This window comes from Terrisporobacter hibernicus (genome assembly GCF_020809405.1).
Classification (GTDB): domain Bacteria; phylum Bacillota; class Clostridia; order Peptostreptococcales; family Peptostreptococcaceae; genus Terrisporobacter; species Terrisporobacter petrolearius.
Window position 1 is genome coordinate 1,377,746 of record NZ_CP081135.1, and the last position, 20,558, is coordinate 1,398,303.

20 protein-coding genes are annotated in these 20,558 nt (G+C 27.3%); 2 read left to right on the forward strand and 18 right to left on the reverse strand.

The genetic code is table 11. The annotated features are described in order from the left end of the window. Positions 1-162: 162 nt before the first annotated feature. From JW646_RS06635 to JW646_RS06710, 16 genes are all read right to left on the reverse strand, one after another. On the reverse strand, positions 163-1,188 hold the full coding sequence (locus JW646_RS06635; RefSeq protein WP_228416987.1) for a helveticin J family class III bacteriocin: 1,026 nt from the start codon (positions 1,186-1,188) through the stop codon (positions 163-165). 150 nt (positions 1,189-1,338) lie between these two features. After that, the gene (locus JW646_RS06640) at positions 1,339-2,382 is read right to left on the reverse strand and encodes a uroporphyrinogen decarboxylase family protein (RefSeq protein ID WP_228416988.1); all 1,044 of its coding nucleotides are present in this window, start codon (positions 2,380-2,382) and stop codon (positions 1,339-1,341) included. A gap of 4 nt (positions 2,383-2,386) precedes the next feature. Continuing rightward, positions 2,387-3,067 (reverse strand): methionine ABC transporter permease, encoded by a 681-nt coding sequence (locus JW646_RS06645; RefSeq protein ID WP_228416989.1) that lies wholly within the window; start codon positions 3,065-3,067, stop codon positions 2,387-2,389. A gap of 12 nt (positions 3,068-3,079) precedes the next feature. After that, positions 3,080-4,042, reverse strand: a complete 963-nt coding sequence (locus JW646_RS06650; protein ID WP_228416990.1) for a methionine ABC transporter ATP-binding protein — start codon at positions 4,040-4,042, stop codon at positions 3,080-3,082. Positions 4,043-4,114: 72 nt separating this feature from the next. After that, positions 4,115-4,936 (reverse strand): MetQ/NlpA family ABC transporter substrate-binding protein, encoded by an 822-nt coding sequence (locus tag JW646_RS06655; RefSeq protein WP_148557197.1) that lies wholly within the window; start codon positions 4,934-4,936, stop codon positions 4,115-4,117. Positions 4,937-5,135: 199 nt separating this feature from the next. Next, a complete protein-coding gene (locus JW646_RS06660; RefSeq protein ID WP_228416991.1) occupies positions 5,136-6,533 on the reverse strand; it encodes a sensor histidine kinase in 1,398 nt (465 codons plus the stop codon). Between the two features lie 2 nt (positions 6,534-6,535). Next, the gene (locus JW646_RS06665; protein ID WP_228416992.1) at positions 6,536-7,255 is read right to left on the reverse strand and encodes a response regulator transcription factor; all 720 of its coding nucleotides are present in this window, start codon (positions 7,253-7,255) and stop codon (positions 6,536-6,538) included. Positions 7,256-7,490: 235 nt separating this feature from the next. Beyond that, positions 7,491-7,805 carry a thioredoxin gene (gene trxA, locus JW646_RS06670; RefSeq protein WP_074919435.1) on the reverse strand — a complete coding sequence of 105 codons (315 nt, stop codon included), beginning with the start codon at positions 7,803-7,805 and terminating at the stop codon, positions 7,491-7,493. A 26-nt stretch (positions 7,806-7,831) separates the two neighbouring features. Continuing rightward, positions 7,832-8,704 (reverse strand): NAD(P)/FAD-dependent oxidoreductase, encoded by an 873-nt coding sequence (locus JW646_RS06675; RefSeq protein WP_228416993.1) that lies wholly within the window; start codon positions 8,702-8,704, stop codon positions 7,832-7,834. 15 nt (positions 8,705-8,719) lie between these two features. Next, positions 8,720-9,196 (reverse strand): glutathione peroxidase, encoded by a 477-nt coding sequence (locus tag JW646_RS06680; RefSeq protein ID WP_228416994.1) that lies wholly within the window; start codon positions 9,194-9,196, stop codon positions 8,720-8,722. A gap of 113 nt (positions 9,197-9,309) precedes the next feature. Next, positions 9,310-9,741, reverse strand: a complete 432-nt coding sequence (locus JW646_RS06685; protein ID WP_074919438.1) for a MarR family winged helix-turn-helix transcriptional regulator — start codon at positions 9,739-9,741, stop codon at positions 9,310-9,312. Positions 9,742-9,925: 184 nt separating this feature from the next. Next, the gene (locus JW646_RS06690; protein WP_228416995.1) at positions 9,926-11,884 is read right to left on the reverse strand and encodes an SHOCT domain-containing protein; all 1,959 of its coding nucleotides are present in this window, start codon (positions 11,882-11,884) and stop codon (positions 9,926-9,928) included. 256 nt (positions 11,885-12,140) lie between these two features. Further along, positions 12,141-14,009, reverse strand: a complete 1,869-nt coding sequence (locus JW646_RS06695) for a sensor histidine kinase (RefSeq protein ID WP_228416996.1) — start codon at positions 14,007-14,009, stop codon at positions 12,141-12,143. Between the two features lie 321 nt (positions 14,010-14,330). Continuing rightward, entirely contained in the window at positions 14,331-14,789 is a 459-nt protein-coding gene (locus tag JW646_RS06700; RefSeq protein WP_228416997.1) for a YdeI/OmpD-associated family protein, read from the reverse strand. A 25-nt stretch (positions 14,790-14,814) separates the two neighbouring features. Further along, the gene (locus tag JW646_RS06705) at positions 14,815-15,198 is read right to left on the reverse strand and encodes a VOC family protein (protein ID WP_148557187.1); all 384 of its coding nucleotides are present in this window, start codon (positions 15,196-15,198) and stop codon (positions 14,815-14,817) included. Positions 15,199-15,633: 435 nt separating this feature from the next. Continuing rightward, on the reverse strand, positions 15,634-16,416 hold the full coding sequence (locus JW646_RS06710) for an IclR family transcriptional regulator (protein WP_148557186.1): 783 nt from the start codon (positions 16,414-16,416) through the stop codon (positions 15,634-15,636). Between the two features lie 178 nt (positions 16,417-16,594). Between JW646_RS06710 and JW646_RS06715 the strand changes: the two genes are divergently transcribed. Together JW646_RS06715 and JW646_RS06720 are read left to right on the forward strand one after the other, a co-directional pair. Then, positions 16,595-17,530, forward strand: a complete 936-nt coding sequence (locus JW646_RS06715; RefSeq protein WP_148557185.1) for an L-lactate dehydrogenase — start codon at positions 16,595-16,597, stop codon at positions 17,528-17,530. A 13-nt stretch (positions 17,531-17,543) separates the two neighbouring features. Then, positions 17,544-18,911, forward strand: a complete 1,368-nt coding sequence (locus JW646_RS06720; protein WP_148557184.1) for a YjiH family protein — start codon at positions 17,544-17,546, stop codon at positions 18,909-18,911. A 231-nt stretch (positions 18,912-19,142) separates the two neighbouring features. Here the strand turns inward: JW646_RS06720 and JW646_RS06725 are convergent, their stop codons facing one another. After that, entirely contained in the window at positions 19,143-19,454 is a 312-nt protein-coding gene (locus JW646_RS06725; RefSeq protein ID WP_148557183.1) for a phage holin, LLH family, read from the reverse strand. A gap of 122 nt (positions 19,455-19,576) precedes the next feature. Further along, positions 19,577-20,506: a DUF362 domain-containing protein gene (locus tag JW646_RS06730; protein WP_148557182.1), complete on the reverse strand. Its 930-nt coding sequence runs from the start codon at positions 20,504-20,506 to the stop codon at positions 19,577-19,579. Positions 20,507-20,558: the final 52 nt, after the last annotated feature.

Here is a 20,558-nt window from a genome sequence, read left to right on the forward strand (position 1 = left end):
TATCCAGGATAACGTTATCCACAAGTCATATTTTTTCTATTGTTTATTTATCCCCAATATCAATGGTAAAATTATGTATTTATGTGCATAAATCAATTTTATTAACTAATATGTTTGCATTATTATTACAGCTAAGACCTAGTTTTCTATCCTCATATAATGTTATTCACATAAATATATTCCGAAAGGCTTAAGTTTTTTATTATAATCTTTTGACGGTTTAAAGCTTATATATATTTTATTTTCATTACCATTAGGATTACTTCTAACCTTTATTCCCTCTGCTTCAAGTTTTCCAACATAATCATCTTTTATTTTTATAGTTCTTTCATGATTATAATCTCCATTATTAGTATATGAGTATTTATAAATGGTAGGTGTTTCTCCTTCAGCCCCGCCATAAATATATATATAATGTGAGTTTAATTCTGTAATATCAAATCCTTGAAAAGATCCATTAGGACATTGCAAATCTGTAAAATAAGTTACTTGAGATGATTTAAAATTATTTATATCCATTTTATCAATTGACGTTGAATTTAATCTATGATTAATTTCATCAAGTTTATATACACCATAATAAGTAGTTTTATTAAAATCATCTATCTGCGTTCTAAAACAAATTCGATTACTCTTATCCGAGATTGCTACAGCACTTCTAAATGCTTTTCCTTTTTGTTTTGTTGAAATATTTTCTATATTTGTTATAGTTTTTATTTCACCAACCCTTGCTCCTGTTGGGCAACTAGAGTCTACTATGTATTCTATTCTCGATATATCCTTGGACCAATAATAAATTTTTCCATTTGCATTTGATCTTTTATTTACTGTATTGCCTATCCATATATAAGTTTTACTTTTATCTGTTATTACTTCAATGGACTCACCGTGTCCGTAGTTTTCTAAAATTATATAATCCTTCACATATGCTTTTTTTCCAGATATTATACATCTAGAAAGATATGTATGTTGTTTTTCTCTTTGAGTTACAAATACCTCATTTTTATTCCCAAAATCAAAGTTTTGCAAAGCCTTTTTGCTAACAAATCCTGATATTTCAAATACTTTATCTACAGTTTTATTATTAACTGTATGAGAATATATGTTATTAGTAAGCATTATCAAATATATAAAAAATCCTATAACAACTATTATTGTAGTATAGATATTATTTTTTAATTTTGTCATAATTCACCTCTGAATACAGATTTTAAAATACATATAAATCACCGAATTTAGATTTATATGTATTTTGTTCTATTTATGATTTAATTATTTATTCTGAATGTGAAATTATAACTTGAACTATAAACAATCTAATAAAAAAGAACTACTAAATTATAAATTAAGTAGTTCTTTTCTGCATTTGCTTTCATATTTTGCTGTTGAAATTAAATCATCTGATATAGAATTTTCCTCAATAAACTTCAATAGTTCTTCATTCATATCCTTATCTAGAAAATCAATCATTCGTCTAATAATATAAAACTCTTTATTGCTTCTACATTGGTAATCATGAGTTATATCAAAAATACCTTGGAAATTTTCTTCTGGGGTTCCTTCAATAACAGAGCAACCTGTGCTAATTATAATATTTTTATAATTTTTGCATTCTTCATTTAATCCTAATATTTCAGCTTTAATCTCTTCATAAGTTCCTTCTTTTAAATTTATTGGACTTATATTACCCATTATCACAGTTTTTTCATCAACCATTCGCAAGCAAGATAACATATCTGTTAAGTAATCTATACTTAAAACTTCAGCTCCCGTCATAACCAAATATTTTGTATGATATAAAGTTTTTCCACATACATGTAAAATACCTGGAATTAAAGTACTATTAAAAATTTTCTTTAAATAAACACCTGAAAACTCCCAAAAACGTTTTGGTGACAACAGAGATGCAATAGGCTCTGCCACCCAGAAGAAATCAATTTTTTCTCTTTCTAAATTTGCCAATTCTATTATATGATTTGTAATAATATCTACAAACTTTTTAACAAAATCTGGTTTCTTAACAATGTACTTTAGTAGTCTTTCCGTTCCTAAAATTGAAGATGCTACTGTTAATGGACCAAAGCATCCTCCTCCAGTTAGTGCTAAATTATTAGCTTTCATTTCAATTAGTTTTTCAACTTCTTTATAAAAATAAGAATAATCAAAGGAATAGCTACTAATCCAAGATTCTAAATCCTCATCCGTTACGATTGTATTTTCTTCAACCATTCTTAACTTAGTAGTGGCTTGATAAGTTGAAAACCCTAGTGATTCAGCAATTTCTAAGTATCCTAAGCATAAAAAATCAAAATGCTTTTTCCTTTCACATATTGGACTAACTATTCGCTTTTCATACTGATACAAATAATCAATTATATGCATTTTATTACACATCCTTTTTCATTTTTTTATACACATAATTACCTATTAACTGAATACTTTGAACCATAAATATAAGTATTATGGTTGTTGTAAGCATTACTTTCTTATTAAAACTTTGGTATCCATATGTTACGGCAACTGATCCTATTCCTCCTGCTCCCATAGTCCCTGCCATAGCTGTAGAACCAAGTATTGCAATTGTTGCAATAATTACCCCTGAAATAATAGCTGGTAGAGCTTCCGAAAGCATTACACCAAATATCAGATGAAAATCAGATATACCAAAGGATCTCATCGCTTCTACTAACTGTGGATCAACCTCTTTCATAGCACCTTCAATAAGTTTAGCTATAAAAGCTGTTGCAGAAACTGTAATCGGAACAAGTGCAGCCTTCACACCAAAGGATGTTCCTACGATACTCTTTGTAAATGGCAATAAAAAAACCATTAAAATAATAAATGGAAATGAACGAATAACATTTACTACAAAATCAACACTTCCATATATGACTTTGTTAGGACGAATTCCATCTTTGCAAGTTACAATAAGAATAACTGCAATTAAAAAACCTAGTATTGTAGCTAAAATTGTTGCAATTATAAGTATTTGCATAGTTGATCTAAGAGCAGGAATCATTATCATTTCCCAAAAACTACGTTGACCTTCTGGCAAAAAATTAAGCATATTATCACCTCCCTATTTATATAAATGCCATATTATTTCTTCTTCATCTAAGTACTTTTTAACTTTTTCTATGTCATTATCATTAAAATTAATAATTAAATCGCCTAAATGTTTATCTCTATATTTTTCCATTTTACCTCCCAATATAGAAAAATCAACATCTAGCTTTCGAGCCATTTTACTAAGAATTCTTTTTGAATCATCATTTTCTAGTAACATAATTTTTAAATTAGTGCCTTCAGATGTATCAAAAGTTTCATCATGACCTAAAAAGCTTTTAACTTCTTCACTTTGATTTAGAAAAATCTTATCTACTTCTCCATGCGTTACAATACGACCACTTTCCATTAATGATATTTTTTCACATATATGTCTAATTACTTCCATTTGATGAGTCACCACAATAATAGTAATATTTAATTTTTCATTGATTTCTTTTAGTAATTGTAATATTGATTGTGTAGTTGTAGGATCTAGTGCAGAAGTGGCTTCATCACATAATAATATTTTAGGCTTCATTGTTAATGCTCTTGCTATGGCAACTCTTTGTTTTTCGCCACCAGATAATACTCTAGGGTTTTTATTTAATTTATGAGAAATGCCTACAATCTCAGCTAGCTCCTTTACTCTTTCATCAATCTCTTTTTTATCATATTTCCAGCATTTCATTGGAAATGCTATATTATCATAAACAGTTTTTCTACTCATCATAGGAAAATGTTGAAATATCATAGCAATATCTTTTCTATAATTTTGTAAATCATTTTTATCTAAAGAATTAACTTCTAACCCATCTACTAAAATACTTCCCGATGAATAAGATTCTAGCCCATTTATACATCTTAATAATGTAGATTTTCCAGCACCACTTTTGCCAACTAATCCATATATCTCTCCATCTTCAACTGTTAAATTGATATTTTCAAAAACATTTAATGATCCAAATGATTTTTGTAAATTTCTAATTTCTATCATTTATCTATCTCTATTCCTTTCATAAAAAAATACAACAAATTACATTTGTTGCATTTTTATTTATCAATAATCCTATTTTTTTCCTGCGTAGTCAAATCCAGATGATGCAGGTACTTTTTCTACCGCTTCATCTGATGTATAAGCAGCTATTATATCTTTTGCCCATTGTGTATTTACATTTTCTTCAGTTACACAAATGCCTTCTGTATATTTGCTATCAACAAATTTCTTCAAAATATTTTTTGTTGGATCTACCCCTGCTTCAGCCATTGTATTAGATGTACCTATAACAATAGCATAATCATCCATGTTTTTGTATTTCATGTGATCCCCTTGCACAAATTCATAGTTATGAGGATTTTCTTTTATATCTGCCACTGTAAAGAATTCTCCATCAGAAGGTTTTTTATTTAATTTAATAATACCTGCTTCTTGTAACTGCTCTAACTGTAAGCTCATATTTGAAGCATCTTCTGCGATACCAATAGCTCCTCCATCTGGTAGTGAATCTAAACTGTCTGCCTTCACTGAATATAAACCAGTATAATAGTCATATAATTTAGGTTCTAACATAACAATTTTAGCACCCTTAGACTCATTATAATTTTCCATGTATGGCTCATGTTGATAAAGATTAGCATCTAGTGTTCCTTCTACTAAAGCATCGTTAGGCAATACATAATCATCAAAAACTACTATCTCTACTTCATATCCCATTTTTTCAAGGGAACTCTTACCAGATTCAGCTAAATCTTTTGATACAGAGCTTGTTCCAATTTTAATTGTTTTTTTATCATCGTTACTTGTTTGTTGGTTATCTTTTGCACACCCGACAGAAAAAACTCCAACCATAAATACTACTAATAAAATACCTAAAATTCTTTTTTTCAACATAATCTCCCCCGCTTTAAATTTATTTTAAAATGTAAATCCAAAACAAATTGTATCATCGTACTTTAGGTATGTCTAATTGATAATTTCCATAATGTAAATTTTATATAGATATTTCCTATACAAAATTTACAATATATACAAATATTTATTATTAATTTAAATGTGACATTTTTGAGTACTTATTTTGTAAATAAATAATTTATATTATAATCTCTATATATGTTCCCTTGTCTAATCTACTATTAATTGTAATCTCACCGTCGTGTGCATTTATCACTTCCTTGGCAATTGCCATTCCTAAACCTGATCCCTTGTGATTTTCTCCTGTATTAGTTCCTCTATAATATCTGTCAAAAACATGTTTTAAGTCTTTTTCACTTATTCCCTTACCATTATCGCTGATTACTATATGAGTTTTATCTTCTTTGAATATTTTAACTAAAATCTTAACATCTTCATCATTATGAACTAAAGCATTGTATAATAAGTTATTTATTACTCTTTGCATAAGTAATTTATCTAGATTCATAATTATTGTTTCATCTTTACTTTCAAACTCAATATATCTTTCACTATATTTTGAGTCATTTAATATATCTATAACTAAATTTTTGACTAAACTAACTATATTTACGTTTTCTTTTTTTAATATGGATTTACTATTTTTTAGCTTTATATTTAAGTTTAAATCATCTACAAGCTCTTTTATATATTCTGCTTTATTGTTTATAATACCAGCATAAGATTTTATATCTTCCTTAGAAAAATTATAATCTTCTTCTAAAAACTCTGCATATCCTTTTATTGATGAAAGAGGTGTTTTTATATCATGAGAAATATTTGCAATCCAATCTTCTTTCATTTTATCTATTTTCTTTCTTTCCAATTCATTTTCATTAAGCTTATCTGATAAACTATTTAGTTTTTTTAAAACATTGGAATACAACCCTTTTTCAGTGTAGTTAACTTCGTAATTATTTTTATGCAAATCGTCTACTGCATCAATAATATTATTTACCGGTTTTGTAAGTAATTTGCTAAAAATATATCCAAAAATTATTGCCATTATAAGATCCACTACTAACACTACTATCATTGCATATTTTATATAATTTATCATAGTATCTGTTTCTGTTATTAAAATATATTTCTGAATGTTTTTCCTAGGAAATCCTATTAAATATGTATATGTAGTATTGTTTATGTTTTTAGATCCAGCTAATATTTGAGACTGATCTCCTAATCCACCGGCATACTTGTATCCATTTATTACTTCTATAGTATTATATTTATCTTTTATCTCTTCAGGCTTGTCATAACTGTATACTTCTTTATTATTTTCATTTAATATTTGTATCCATGCATCTTTTCCATTTAATAGTTTTTGGCCATTTTTACTTATATGTGGATGAGCATTATCTTCTATCTCAATATATTGCTGAAAATTCCTAACAAATTCTGATATATGATAATTGCTTGGTGTAGTAATATTTTTATTAAATAATAATGTAAGAAGTACAATAATATTAATCAAAACTACTGAAATTGCAACTATTACTATACTTAAAACATATCTAAAAGTTAATTTTATTTTCATAGTTATTTATCCTTTATTTGAAGTTTGTAACCTAATCCTTTTACATTTAGAATATATTCTGGCTTAGATGGATTTTCTTCTAACTTCTCTCTAAGTTTTCTTATATGGACCATAATTGTATTATCAAATCCTATAAAATCTTCTCCCCATACTTCATCACAAAATCTTTCTTTACTTATTATTTGGTTTTTGTGCTTTATCATATATAAAAACATTTTATATTCCTTAGGTTTTAAATCTACTTGCTCTCCATTTTTCTTTACTTCCATTTTTTCTTCGTCTATTTCAAAAGGTGGCTCCGTTATTTTCTCATACCTATAAGGCTTACTACTATTTATCATCATGTTTTTTGTAAGCTGAATTTTTACTCTAAGAGCTACTTCTTTTGGACTAAATGGCTTAGTAATATAGTCGTCTGCACCTATGGCAAGACCCATTATTCTATCCAATTCTTCTCCCTTTGCTGATAAAAATAATATAGGCATATTAGATGTTTTTCTTATTGTTTTACAAATATCGTAACCTTCCATATCTGGTAACATAACATCTAGTATAGCTAAATCTGGATTAATCTCTTCATAAAGATTTATAGCACTTTTACCACTTTCTGCAGTATATATTTCTTCAAAACCTTCTTTTATTAAGACCATTTTTAGTAAGTTTAATATTTCAACTTCATCATCTACTATAAGTATTTTGCTATTTTTTATATTTTTATCCATTTTGCCCTCCACAGTATTTTTATTATATTTAGTATACCAAAAAAGAGAAAACCAAAAACTTTTCTCTTCTATATTATATTTCATTTAAAAATCTTTTTTTAGTTAAAATGTAAAGAACCACTGTGAATACAAATGTAATTCTTAAAAAAAACTACTAAGGTATCAACTTAGTAGTTTTTATATATATTAAGATTTTAAAAAGGGGGTTAAAATCTTTTGGGGGCATATTCTAATTTTATAGATAATTTTCTATATTTGATTTTATTACATCTTTAGGTAAGAAACCAACCATTGTTTCTACTGGCTGTCCATTTTTTATTATAGCCATTGTTGGTATTGATTGGATTCCATACTCACTTGCAATATCCACACTTTGATCCACATCAACTTTTATAAATTGTGTTTTTCCTTCCATTTCATTTGATAATTCTTCAAATATTGGTGCTAGCATTTTGCAAGGTCCACACCAATTTGCAAAGAAATCTACTACTACTACTCCTTCTTCTTTTATTGTTTCCTTAAATTCATTTGAGTTAACTATTTTAGCCATTTTTCATCTCTCCCATTTATTATTTATTATTTATTATTTCTTCTTAGTTCATCTAAATATGATACTGCAGAAAGGGCTGCTATATTACCTTCTCCTGCCGCTTTTATATATTGATATGGTGTACCAACTATATCTCCTGCTGCAAAACACCCTTTTAAATTTGTACTCATTTTTCTATCTACGTCTATATGATTTCCATCTAATTGTAAACCTGGTACTAATTGACCTGGAGATATACTATCTCTAAGTATAAATATACCATCAGTTTCTATTTCTCTATCTTTTAATACTAGTTTTTCTACGAATTTCTCTCCTACTATTTCTACTGGAGTGTCTTTTATCACTTCTATGGAAGAATCTACCTCTACTTCTTCTTTGTACATAGGTATGTAGTATACCTTTGAGGCTACTTGAGCTATAAAGTTGGCTTCTGACTCTTCATGTTTATTATAAGAAATTATAGTAACTACTTTGTCTTTGTATAAAGGAGCATCACATGTTGCACAGTATCCTACCCCTCTACCTAAAAACTCTTCTTCTCCTTTTAAAGGTTTCCCAAAGTTTACTCCTGTTGCTAGTATTACAGTCTTTGCTTCATAGTTATTGTTTGTTCCCATTAGAGCAAAATAATCGCCCATTGAATATATGTTATTTATTTTATCTTCTGTTATATCTATGTCCATTAATTCTAAGTGTTTGGCAAACTCATCTCTTATTTCTAATCCACTTTTTCCATAAAATCCTAGGTAGTTATTAACTTTATGAGCCTTTACTAGTTTTTGACTTATTTCTTTGCTACCAAATATTTTAAATGTTTTTTTTCTTATACTTGCATTCAAAGCTGCAGATACACCTGCTGGCCCACTTCCTATTATTGCTATATCTATTCTATCGCTCATTTTTGTACCTCCTGATTATTTTAATAAGTTTTCTATATCATCTTTGATCTTTAATGGTTCTACTGTTGGTGCATATCTTTTTACTATATTACCTTCTGAATCTATTAAGAACTTTGTAAAATTCCATTTTATTTCTTTACTTAAAAGTCCTTTTGCTTCATTTTTTAAGTATTTATATAAAGGATGTGCATTCTTACCATTTACATCTATTTTTTCAAACATTGTAAAACTTACTCCATAATTTAATTGACAAAATTCGTGTATTTCTTCATTACTACCTTTTTCTTGGTTTGCAAATTGATTACAAGGAAATCCTAAAATTTCTAATCCTTGATCTTTATACTCTTTGTATAATGCTTCTAAACCTTCAAACTGTTGAGTTAATCCACATTTACTTGCTGTATTTACAACCAATACAACCTTTCCTTTATAATCACTCATACTTACTTCTTGCCCATTCATTTTATTTGCTTTAAAATTGTAAAATTCCATTATTAATTTCTCCTATTTGTAATTTACCCAAATTTAATTTAGTTCAATCAATTATTTTATATTTTAGAGTTAAATTCTTTTTTGAATTTAACTCACTATTATTTTTAGTAATTTTAGTCTAACATATTTAACATTTTATCTATTTGTGTTTTTACACAAGATAAATCTAGGTCTTTCCCACAACATAGAGCGTATATTTCCTCTGGAACATGAAGTATTTCTTCTTTCATTGATCTTCCCTTTTCTGTTAACTCTACTGTAACGACTCTATCATCTTCTTTATTTCTATATTTTCTCACTAAATCCATGGATTCTAATTTTTTAACTACAGGTGTAAGTGTCCCAGAATCTAGATGTAATCTCTTGCCTAATTCTTTAAATCCTATTTTCTCATCTTCCCACATTACTAACATTGCCACATATTGTGTATAAGTTAGTCCATGCTTATCAAGTAATGGTTTATATCGTTTTATAACTTCTCTTGATAATGCATATAGAGAAAAACATAGTTGATTATCTAATTTTATTGATTCATATTTATCCAAATCACCAACTCCAATTTATATCAATTTAATTTAACTCAATCAATTTATGTTTTTATTATATATTCATATTTTCTGTGTGTCAAGGTTCTTTATTAATTTTATATAAAATAAAAAAGCTGTAAAAACAATTTTATATAAATTGCAGCACAGCTCCTTCGTAAATAACTACATATAAGTACTATTCTTATAGTAATGCTTTTTTCTTATTATTAAATTCCTCTTGTGTTATTATCCCCTCATCTAATAATGATTTAAGGTTTCTCAATTGTTGTTGACTAGCTTTCTCATAGTTATTATTTTCATTTACTTTTGGTATTTGTTTAAAATTAAACTTCATCATTATTTCATCTATTTTAATTTGTTCCTCCTGTGATGTCATTGAACCTTCAATTATTTCCTTTCTTAATTTAACTACTTCTGGAGCTAGTCTGACACCAATACCATTGGACTTTATTCTTTCTAAAAAGAAGTAGAGACTATCACCATCAGTAACCTCCTTATTTAAATAATTAATTAAACTAGATTTTTGGTTTATTTCATAAACACCATTTTTATTTGGCACTCCATATTTATCTGATAATTGTATTTTCTTACCAATATAATTAAACCTAATTAAATCATACTTTCGTCTACCTGATTTGTATTTTGATCCTGTTCGGTCACGCATTTTTCTCATTTTATTATTTAATTTTGCTAATTTTTCATAACTCATAGATTTTATTTTACTTTTTAGATTATAGAAATCTTCTTCAGTCATTTCTATATCCCATTTAACTACTTTTATAAATCCATCTTCAATTTTAATAGCGCTAGATTTTTTTAATTGATTGTATGCAGTTGAAAAGTTGATATCACTAATTTCTAATATATTTGCCAATTCTCTTCTCATATCATAATCACTGTCTAAATCAACTAATTCTATATTTTTAAATATTTTAATTAAATCGTTTGAGTATTCCACATTGCCTAAATCAACTATATTATCATAGTATATGTTTGTATCTTCATCTATAATTTTTTTAAGATTTTTAGTATCTTTAATTTTAGCCCAAGATAAATCTATCTTTTTAGTTTTTAATTTTCTTAAAACTTCCATTAAATTTTCATCATCAACATTAGGCAGTGACTGGATTACCCATAAATTATTTACCTCATATTTAACACTATATTTCTGATTTTCCTCAGTGTCTATACAAATCCCCTTTACATATCCTTCATCTACTATACCTAAATATGGCAAAACTAAATTGGCAATCCCTATTTTTTTATTATTTTCATCATAGAAAATAGCCCTTATACTTCCGTCTATATGATATGTTGTATTATTTTTTACTTTTACAGTTATTTCTATAGCTCCTGTTTCACTAATTTTTAATTTTGTTTGTGTTATTTCCATACTACTAAAAATTTCTTCTTTTGGAATTACATTTGAAATTACAGCTTTTGATAATTCACTCTGCAATTTTTTAAAACGCTTTTCATTTTCAATTAAATCCCAACTTAAATTTGTTTTATCATTATTTAAACTTTGTCTTTCATCTTCTTGTTTTATATATTCTTTTTGATTATATTCAATATCTGAAGACAAGCTTCTAGTTTTAGCTATCCGGTCTATTTCCATTTGACAACAGTTTTTTAATTTCTCTACACCATACCAAGAAGCTTGATTTTCTTCAAACTTAGCCTGTTCTTCTTCTTTTAATATTATTGTTTTTAACTTACTATTTAATTTTTTAATTGGTGATTTAATTAAGATTATTCCTATAGTAAAGACAGTTACACACAGCATCCCCATAAAATTCATTCCATAGGTTGAGATACCTGAGCCTCCATGACTCCATTCATAATATGATGTAGATATAAATATAAAACTAATTAAAGATATGATTGTAATTACAACTCCAATTTTCAACTTAAAATCTTTTTCTTTTTCCCTCTTTTCTAGTTCTTCTTTAATCATTGTTTTTAATAAAATAATTATTGGTATTATAATCATAACTATCAATATTTTTAGCATAAAAGCATTTATAATAAACTCGTTCATTATCCTAAATTCAAATAAATGATTTATAGCACAAAAAACAAACGCAACTATTATCCATAAGTAGCTGATTGTTTTTATAACATTTTTTTTATAATCCATGCTGATAACTCCTTCATTTTAATACAATTATTTGTATTCTACTAGAATCTTTATAATAGTTTATATTTTAACTATTTGTATTCTAATATTTGATTCATCTTCTTTAAATAATAGCATTTTCCCTTGTCTTGTACTGTCGAATTTAGTTGTTTAAGTATTTTTTTATGTATTATTTGATATTTATTGTAAAAAAACTATCAAGCAACGAACTTGATAGTTTTTTAGATACTCACTTTTTATTACTATTACAAATTATTTATACATATATGTCTGAGAATTCAATATTCATTCTGTCTATTTTAGCTTGAGTAAAATTCGTTTTTGTAGCAGCTACTTCATCATTTTCCATCCTATCTGGCAAACTTATTACAAATTCACTACCTTTACTTAACTCACTCTTAAGACTTATTTTCCCACCATTCAATTCAACTAATGATTTTACTAAGAAGAGACCTATTCCACTTCCCTCATGTTCTGTTTTCATTTTATTCTTTACCTGTCCAAACCTTTCAAACACTCGATTCTGTTTTGATTTAGGTATTCCGATTCCATTATCTTTTATACTTATTTTTATATTTTCCTTACAACTTATATTCACTTCAATATTTCCATTAGCTTTGTTATATTTTATAGCATTAGATAGTAAATTAAGGATAATCCTCTCCATATTATCTAGATCAAAACTAATTATTTTTTCTTCCGTATCTGTATCAAAAATTATATTCATATTATTCATATTCACAAACTGTGCTACAGACATGCATATATTCTCAACAAAGCTAATAATATCGTGATTTTGTGGATTATATGTAAAGTTACCACTATCAATTTTGGTTGTATCTATTAAATTATTTACTAATTTTAATAACCTATAACTATTTTGCTTCATAATATTTGTGTATCTACAAAAGTATTGTTGATCTTCACTCTCTAACATATTAATTCTTGTTGATAGTAATTGTATGCAACTTAGTATTAAGGTGACTGGTGTTCTTATTTCATGGGATACATTTGCAAAAAAATCCATTCGTAAGGATTCTAGTTTCTCTTCCAGTTTCTTACGTGCAGTTATATCACTTATTATTCCTATTTTTTCAACTATTTGACCGCTGCCACCTAATACAGGTACAAATCTACTTTGTATCCATTTATCAAATTTACCATTTCTAACTCTAGCTATATTTGAAGTAATTTCTAAATTGTTGTAGTCTGCACTTCCATCTATTAATTCAATATTTTCCCACTCGTCATGCCATAAAGTTATATCTTCATATAAACGCTCTGGATTAAATCCAAATATTTTTTCAAACGAATTACTTATATAAATACACTTTTCTTTATTTCTTATTACTATTGCATCATCTATATTATTGGATATTTCTTGAAAAAACTGTTCATTCTTTTTTATATCATCTCTTAGCTGTACTTTTTCATTTATATCTAACCCCAAGCCTATAGTTCCTTTAATTTCTCCATTTTCACCTATAATAGGCCACTTTACAGTTTGAAGATATTGTACTTTATTTTCTGCCAATATAACCTGACTTTCAAAATCACATTTTTTCTCTTTTTCAATTACTTCTTTATCTTCCTGTATAAACTTATGTGCCGTATCTTTAGGCCAAATATCATAGTCCCCTTTTCCTATTATGTGTTTATATGTTAGTTTAGTTGACACTATAAATTTATTATTTACATCAACATATTTGCCATCTTTATCTTTTATCCATGCAAAAAATGGTGCAGTTCTAATAATATCTGAAACTCTTACTTCTCCTATATTTAATGTTCTTAATATCCTAAACTTTAAGTAAAACCTATCATTCTCACCATTATATAAGTCTATATTTATGAACAATTCATTTTTACCAATGTAGTGTTCGTATGAGTATTTTTTACTTAAACTAGATTTGTCAAACGTTTTACCAGAATCTATAATGGACCTACATTCCCACGGCAATAGGTCTAATATATTTATTTCATACTGTTCTGACAATTTTTTATAGGATTTGTTCATGTCTATAATTTTTATTTTGTCTAGCATTTCATTACTATTTTTAACTTCAAAACAAACATATGCATCTTGACTACCTTCAATTATATCCCTATATATTTCCTCCACCATATACTCCTCCATACCATAAATTAATATATTTCCTCCACCCTATTACGGTTAATGCGTTTGTATTTTGAATTTATATCAAATAAAAGTAATAACCTAAATTGACTCAGGCTATTACTTTTAATTTAAATGTCTTAATAATTAAAGTTTTTTATTAAATTTTAATATTATTTCCTTATCTTTATTTTAATTCAAATTTCTAAAATATAAAACAAAAATAAATAACTATATTGCAATTTTTTTGATAAAAAAAGCCTAATCTGTCGTTTTCAGAATAGGCTTTTATAATTATTAATTGATTGTGACAAATTTCTTTTAGTTTGCTTACAATTTAGTATTAGATTCTAACTTTAAAATTGCATCAGAAATTCTTTTTCTTCTTGTTTCTTCTTTTTTAGCACTTGTTATCCATTGAAAATATTTTCGCTTGGCTGAATATGATAAGCTATTATAAAACTTTAATGCTTTTTCATTTTGATCCAATTCTTTTTTAATATCTTGTGGTAGTTCAACTTCTCTAACGTCTTCATCTTTTTCTACTTGGACAAATATTTTATCACATGGACCTTTCCCCATTTGATTTCTTATGTCTTTAGTTATGCCTATCATATAGCACTCTTTCCCCATTGTTACGATAGAGCCTCTATAATCAATATTATCAAACTTAACTTTTACCTTTACCCTCTTTGCTCCCAATTCTTTTTCTACATCAAACGGAATTTCAATAAAGGCTGCATCTTTATCTGGTACTTTTTTTATTACGGCTTCAAATTTGTAACTCATGTTGTACTCCTCTAATTATAATTTTTTAATATTTATCTTCTCTAACTAAATACTCATTCTTGTCTTGGTCTTCAAAATTAAACATCTTTCCATATGGCATTATCATTAATTTTTTTACATTAACACCTTTTGATTTTAATTCATTATAAGTAGTTTCTATATCATTGGTACTTAGTATTATGTTTGGGTGAGTTACATTCGCATCTGGTTTTTGAGCTAACATTAATTGTTTTTCATATATTACAAAAGAAGTAAACTCGTCTTCACTAGGTCCAACTTCTAACCATGTCAAATTTGGGCCCATTGGTTGTTCTAATTTTATAACAAAGTTCATCTTTTTAGTCCAGAACTCTTTGGCTTCTTCTTGATTATTTACATATATTGTTATTTTTCCGATTTTGTTTATCATTGTTTACCTCCTAAAATTTACTTACTACTAGTTTTTTACAGTACTGATTTAAATATTCTCTAATTTTCTTGTTATCATTAAAATTTAAGACAATCTTATCTATATCATCTATTATGTAACAAGTTTATTCAAAGGTCTTATTTAATTGAGTTTATAATGTTGATAATAATGTAGCAATTATAAATGCTGTTATTACTCCTATCATCATATTTTAGGAGGAAGTAAAAATAATACTACTCAAATTAATAAAAAAATAAGAAACATAAAAATTTACTTCAATTTAAATTTCTTCGTTTTACTAGTTTGTTTTTATATTAGCTCTAAACTCATATGACCACCCCTTTTACATTGTTATTTTTTTGTCATTTCTATTTGCAATGATGATTCGATATTATTAGATACAATATCGTTTAATAATATCGAACCAACATGTTATTATAATATTTCTAAGCTATTAGTAATATTTTTAGTTGCATCAATCAAATGCTTTTCTATTTTTTCTAAACCTTTAAATTCCAAACGACTCTTGGGTCCTGATATACTAAGACCAGCAATTACATCTTTCTCTTTATTGTAAATAGGAGAGCTTAAACACATTAATCCATACTCATATTCCTCATTATCATAAGCAATGTTTGAGTTAAGTATATTTTCTTTTTCTTTCATAAATTGTTCTTTAGTTGTAATAGTGTTTATCGTCCTAGCATTTAAAATTTCATTTTCAAAGTACATACAAATATCATTATTATCCATATTAGCAAGAAAAGTTTTTCCAATAGAAGAACAGTACATTGGGGATATTGGAACTAATCTTGATACTAATATAGAAGCTTCTCCTTCTTCAGTATGAATAATAAGAATATTATTTTCATGCTTTATACCCAAATTTACAGTCTCACCTATTTCATTAGCTAGAGATCTCATGTATGGCGTACAGCTACTTATAATATCTATCGATTCTTTAGATTTATCACCATATTTTATTAATATTTTCCCTAAAAATAGTTTTTCATCTTCATCTCTTTCTACAGCACTCCATTTTTCTAAAGTTTTTATTATTCTAAATGTATTTGCTTTAGGAATATCTAATTCTCTTGATATTTCTGATATTCCTACACTTCTTCCACATTTGTATATGTAGTCTAATATAGCAAACGCTCTATCAACCATCGTTATATAGCTTGTATCCCTTTCTGCAACTTTTAAATTTTTATCCATAATCAACACTCCTTAAATCTTATTTTAAGTTTATTGTAACTATATTAACCCATTTTTTTATTTAAATAAAATAGTTTTATTTAATTTCAAAAAATACTTTACATGAATTAATCCTATTGATACAATATTATCAAATGAAACACCGTTTCATATTAGTAAATAGGGAGGAAATTTAAAAATGAGTAAAATTACAATCGTAGGAGCAGGATCAGTTGGATCTACAGCTGCATTTTCATTGGCGGAAAACGCTATCGCAGATGAAATAGTTATAGTTGATATTAATAAAAATAAATCTTTAGGTAATGCACTAGATATTGCACATGGTCTTCCATTATTAAAACCTGTTAATATTTATGCTGGTGATTACGAGGATACTAAAAATTCGGATATAGTTGTAATAACTGTTGGTGTTCCAGAAGTAGTAGGAGAATCTAGATTAATACCATTACAAAAAAATACAGATATATTAAAAGGTGTAATACCTCAGCTTTTGAAGTACAGTCCTAATACACAAATATTAATGGTTAGTAATCCAGTTGATATACTTACATATGTAGCTTATAAAATATCTAATTTACCTAAATCTAAGGTTATCGGACTAGGAACAGTTTTAGATAGCTCTAGGTTCAAATATTTACTTGGTAAAGAGTTTAATCTAGATGGTAGATGTATAAATGGATATATGATTGGGGAGCATGGTGATTCTCAAATTGCTGCTTGGAGTAAAACTTCTATAGCAGGTGGATCTATAGAAGAATACTGCAATACTATTGGATATGAGTTATCTGATGATTTTAAAGATAATATAGAGGCTCAAGTTAAACAAACAGCTTTTGATGTTTGGGAAATGAAAGGACCAAATTGTTTCTGTGTTGCTAATGCTATAAAAACTGTTGCAGAGGCTATATTAAGAAATGAGCAAACTATATTACCTATTTCAACAATTATTGAAGGAGAATATGGTATTAAAGATGTTTCTTTAAGTCTACCATCTATCTTAGGTAAAAATGGGGTTAAAAAAGTTTTAGATCTTCCTCTTGGAGATAATGAACTTAATGGTTTTAAAAATTCTGCATCTATTATGAAATCTTTAATAGATCAACTAAATATATAGGGGGATTATATTTATGTATGCAGCTAAAAATACAGCAACAAAAAGTAATACAAATTTAGTAAATATATTAAAATTTTCTATAGCAACAATACTTGGATTTTTATTAGTAGTAATACCTTTTAATTTTCATGGTACTGTAGATACAATATCATTTTATTATTTAAAACTATTAAAATCATCCTTAGGAAATGTACTAACATTTACTGTAGTTTCTGTAGTTGCACTAAGTGGTATAGTTTCACTTATTACTTTACTATTTAAACCTAAATTTATACTGGAAAATAAAACGTTAAAGTCTTTGTTTTCAACAACACCATTTTATGTAGCTAATAGATTAATTGGTGGCTTAATTGCTATATTATGTTTCTTCAATCTGGGTCCAGAGTTTATAATTTCATTAGATACTGGTGGTACTATGCTTGATTTATCTACTCAGTTATCCATACTTATTCCTCCAATGTTATTTTTACAAGTATTAATACTTGAATTTGGAATAATGGAGTTTGTGGGATGTTTATTTGGATTTATAGTAAAACCTTTATTCAAACTTTCAGAATTTGCTGCAGTTAACATTATAAGTGCTTGGGTTGGACCAGGTAATGCTGCTATCATAGGAACAAAGCAACTATTTGAGGAAGGATTCTTTACTTTCCGTGAAGTTGCAATAATATCTACATCATTCTCTATATCAAGTATAGGTTGGGTTGTTTTAGTTGCTAATGTTTTAGGTCTTATGGATGTTTTTGGTTTGTTTTACTTTACAATTTGCGCAACGGGTGCAATTGTAGCTTTCATCACAGTTAGGCTAAGACCAATAAGCAAAATTCCAAATGTATATGTAGATGGATCAACTCAAGATAAAAATCCTAAATCTGATTTAGCTTCCAAATCAAATTTTGATAAAGCTATAGATTTAGCTTGTGACAGAGCATCAATTGTTTCATATAAGAATTTTACGAATAAAATTCCAAATGCTTTATCTTATGTTATTTCTCTTCAACCAATTATTATTTGTTGGGGAACAGTAGCACTTATATTATCTTGTTATACACCTATATTAGAGTGGCTATCTTACCCAATAGGTGTAATCATGAATATACTTAATGTACCAGATGCTTTTGTTGCAGCTCCAGCCATATTATCTGGATTTGCAGATAATTATTTACCTGTAATATTAGCTAAAGGACTTGCTTCTACTGAAGTTAGATTTATTGTAGGTGCAATGAGTATACTTCAACTTATATTTATGTCTGAAATAGGTGCATTATTGATTTCAAATAATATAGTTACAAAATTTAAAGATATTTTAATAATATTTTTACAAAGAACACTAATATCACTTCCAATAGTAATATTAGTATCAAAGCTTATATTTAGATAATAATAACAATTCTAGAGTAGATATTTCAAAGATTTCTACTGTTGGTATATATCCATCTAAATTAACTGAGCAAGGTAGTTACCCCTAATAATTTAGAAGTAACTACAAGGCATTTAAAATCAATAATTTCATATTAAACATAAGAAGAGTATATCTCACTAATAATAGTAAAATATACTCCTCTTATATTTTTCTAATAAAATTAGTCTTTATCCTAAGTTTAATTTAATATTAGTTGGTTGTGTTAATAAGTTTTTTTATTTCGTATACAGCTGATTCTATAAGTGTCTCAGCTTGTGTTTTAGTAATCCTATTGTTTGTTAACTCTAATATTTTAGAAACTGCTAATTCTTTTTTTGCACTTCCTAATAAATCTGGGTTTGTTTGTTCAACATACATAACTACTTGTTTTGATAAATTATAATAAGTTGTTAATTTTTCATTATTTATTTTTTTCTTCAAATAATTAATTACAACTCCTCCACTTATAGTTATCACTGCAGTTACTATGCTTAACAAAGCATTAAATAAGTCAGCATTCATAATATGTCTTCTTTCTATTTTGAATTAATACAACATTTTTATAAATAATATTGTATTAATCTAAGATATGATATAAGTTAACAGAAGTTTACTATAACCCTGTACTTTTAATAAAAAGGTTCTTAACCGTGAATATCTTTTAGATTTTCTCTATCTACTATACTTTCCTTATTTCCATAAGCAGCTTTGCTAAATATTTTTTCTGCTTCTATTAAATCAAGACCTTTTATAGTCATATTTATAGGGTTAGCTTCTCCAAGTCCATCCTTGTAAAGTCCATACAAATAAGCCACACCTTGTGGTAAAAATCCAAGTAGTCTAGCTCCAATACTATCTGCTGCAACAGGATCTGTACTTGCTATTATAAGCCCAGGTGTATCCACTGCCTGACCAAATATTGGCCCTGTACCTATCATTGCTTTGTCCAAACTTATTATTGCTAAGTCTATGGGAACTTTCTTTGCAAAACTTCTTATAAATCCATGTAAGTCTTCATGTATTCCTGTTTGTTTTTTAGGAAATCCATGAACACTTGCAGGAGGATAGCCCATGGCAACATTTTTAATACTAGCTGTAACAGTTGCTTCTTCGTGATATTTTAGCTGAGTAAATGATATTATTACATCTACTTCATCTACTATTTTGTTTATTGGTGTGGTTTTGATTATGTCATGATCTAATTTTAGCTCAATAAATGGTCCATAATTCATATCTATAAATTCTACATCTTCTTCTTTTATTACTTTATCATACCCCACACTCGTCATAACCTCAGTGGTTTCTGTTCCTCCAGATCCTGTGGCTATGTATATTGCTGATGGTTCTTTTGTTTTTACGTATTGTATAAGTCTTTGTAAAGTTTTAGGCCCAACTACAACGCCATCTTTTGCCCCTTTGTCTTTTACCCAGTTTGGTGTGATTATTACCTTGTCTCCTTTTTGTATGATTTTATCAATAGGTAGTAAGTCTAAGGCTTTTTCTAAGGATTTTCCTTCTGTTAATGCCTTTGTTATGGCGACTATAGGTTCTTTTATTTTACGATTTTCTCTCATGATATCACCTCTTTATATAAGTGTTTGCATTTATAGTCATTTAATGTAGATA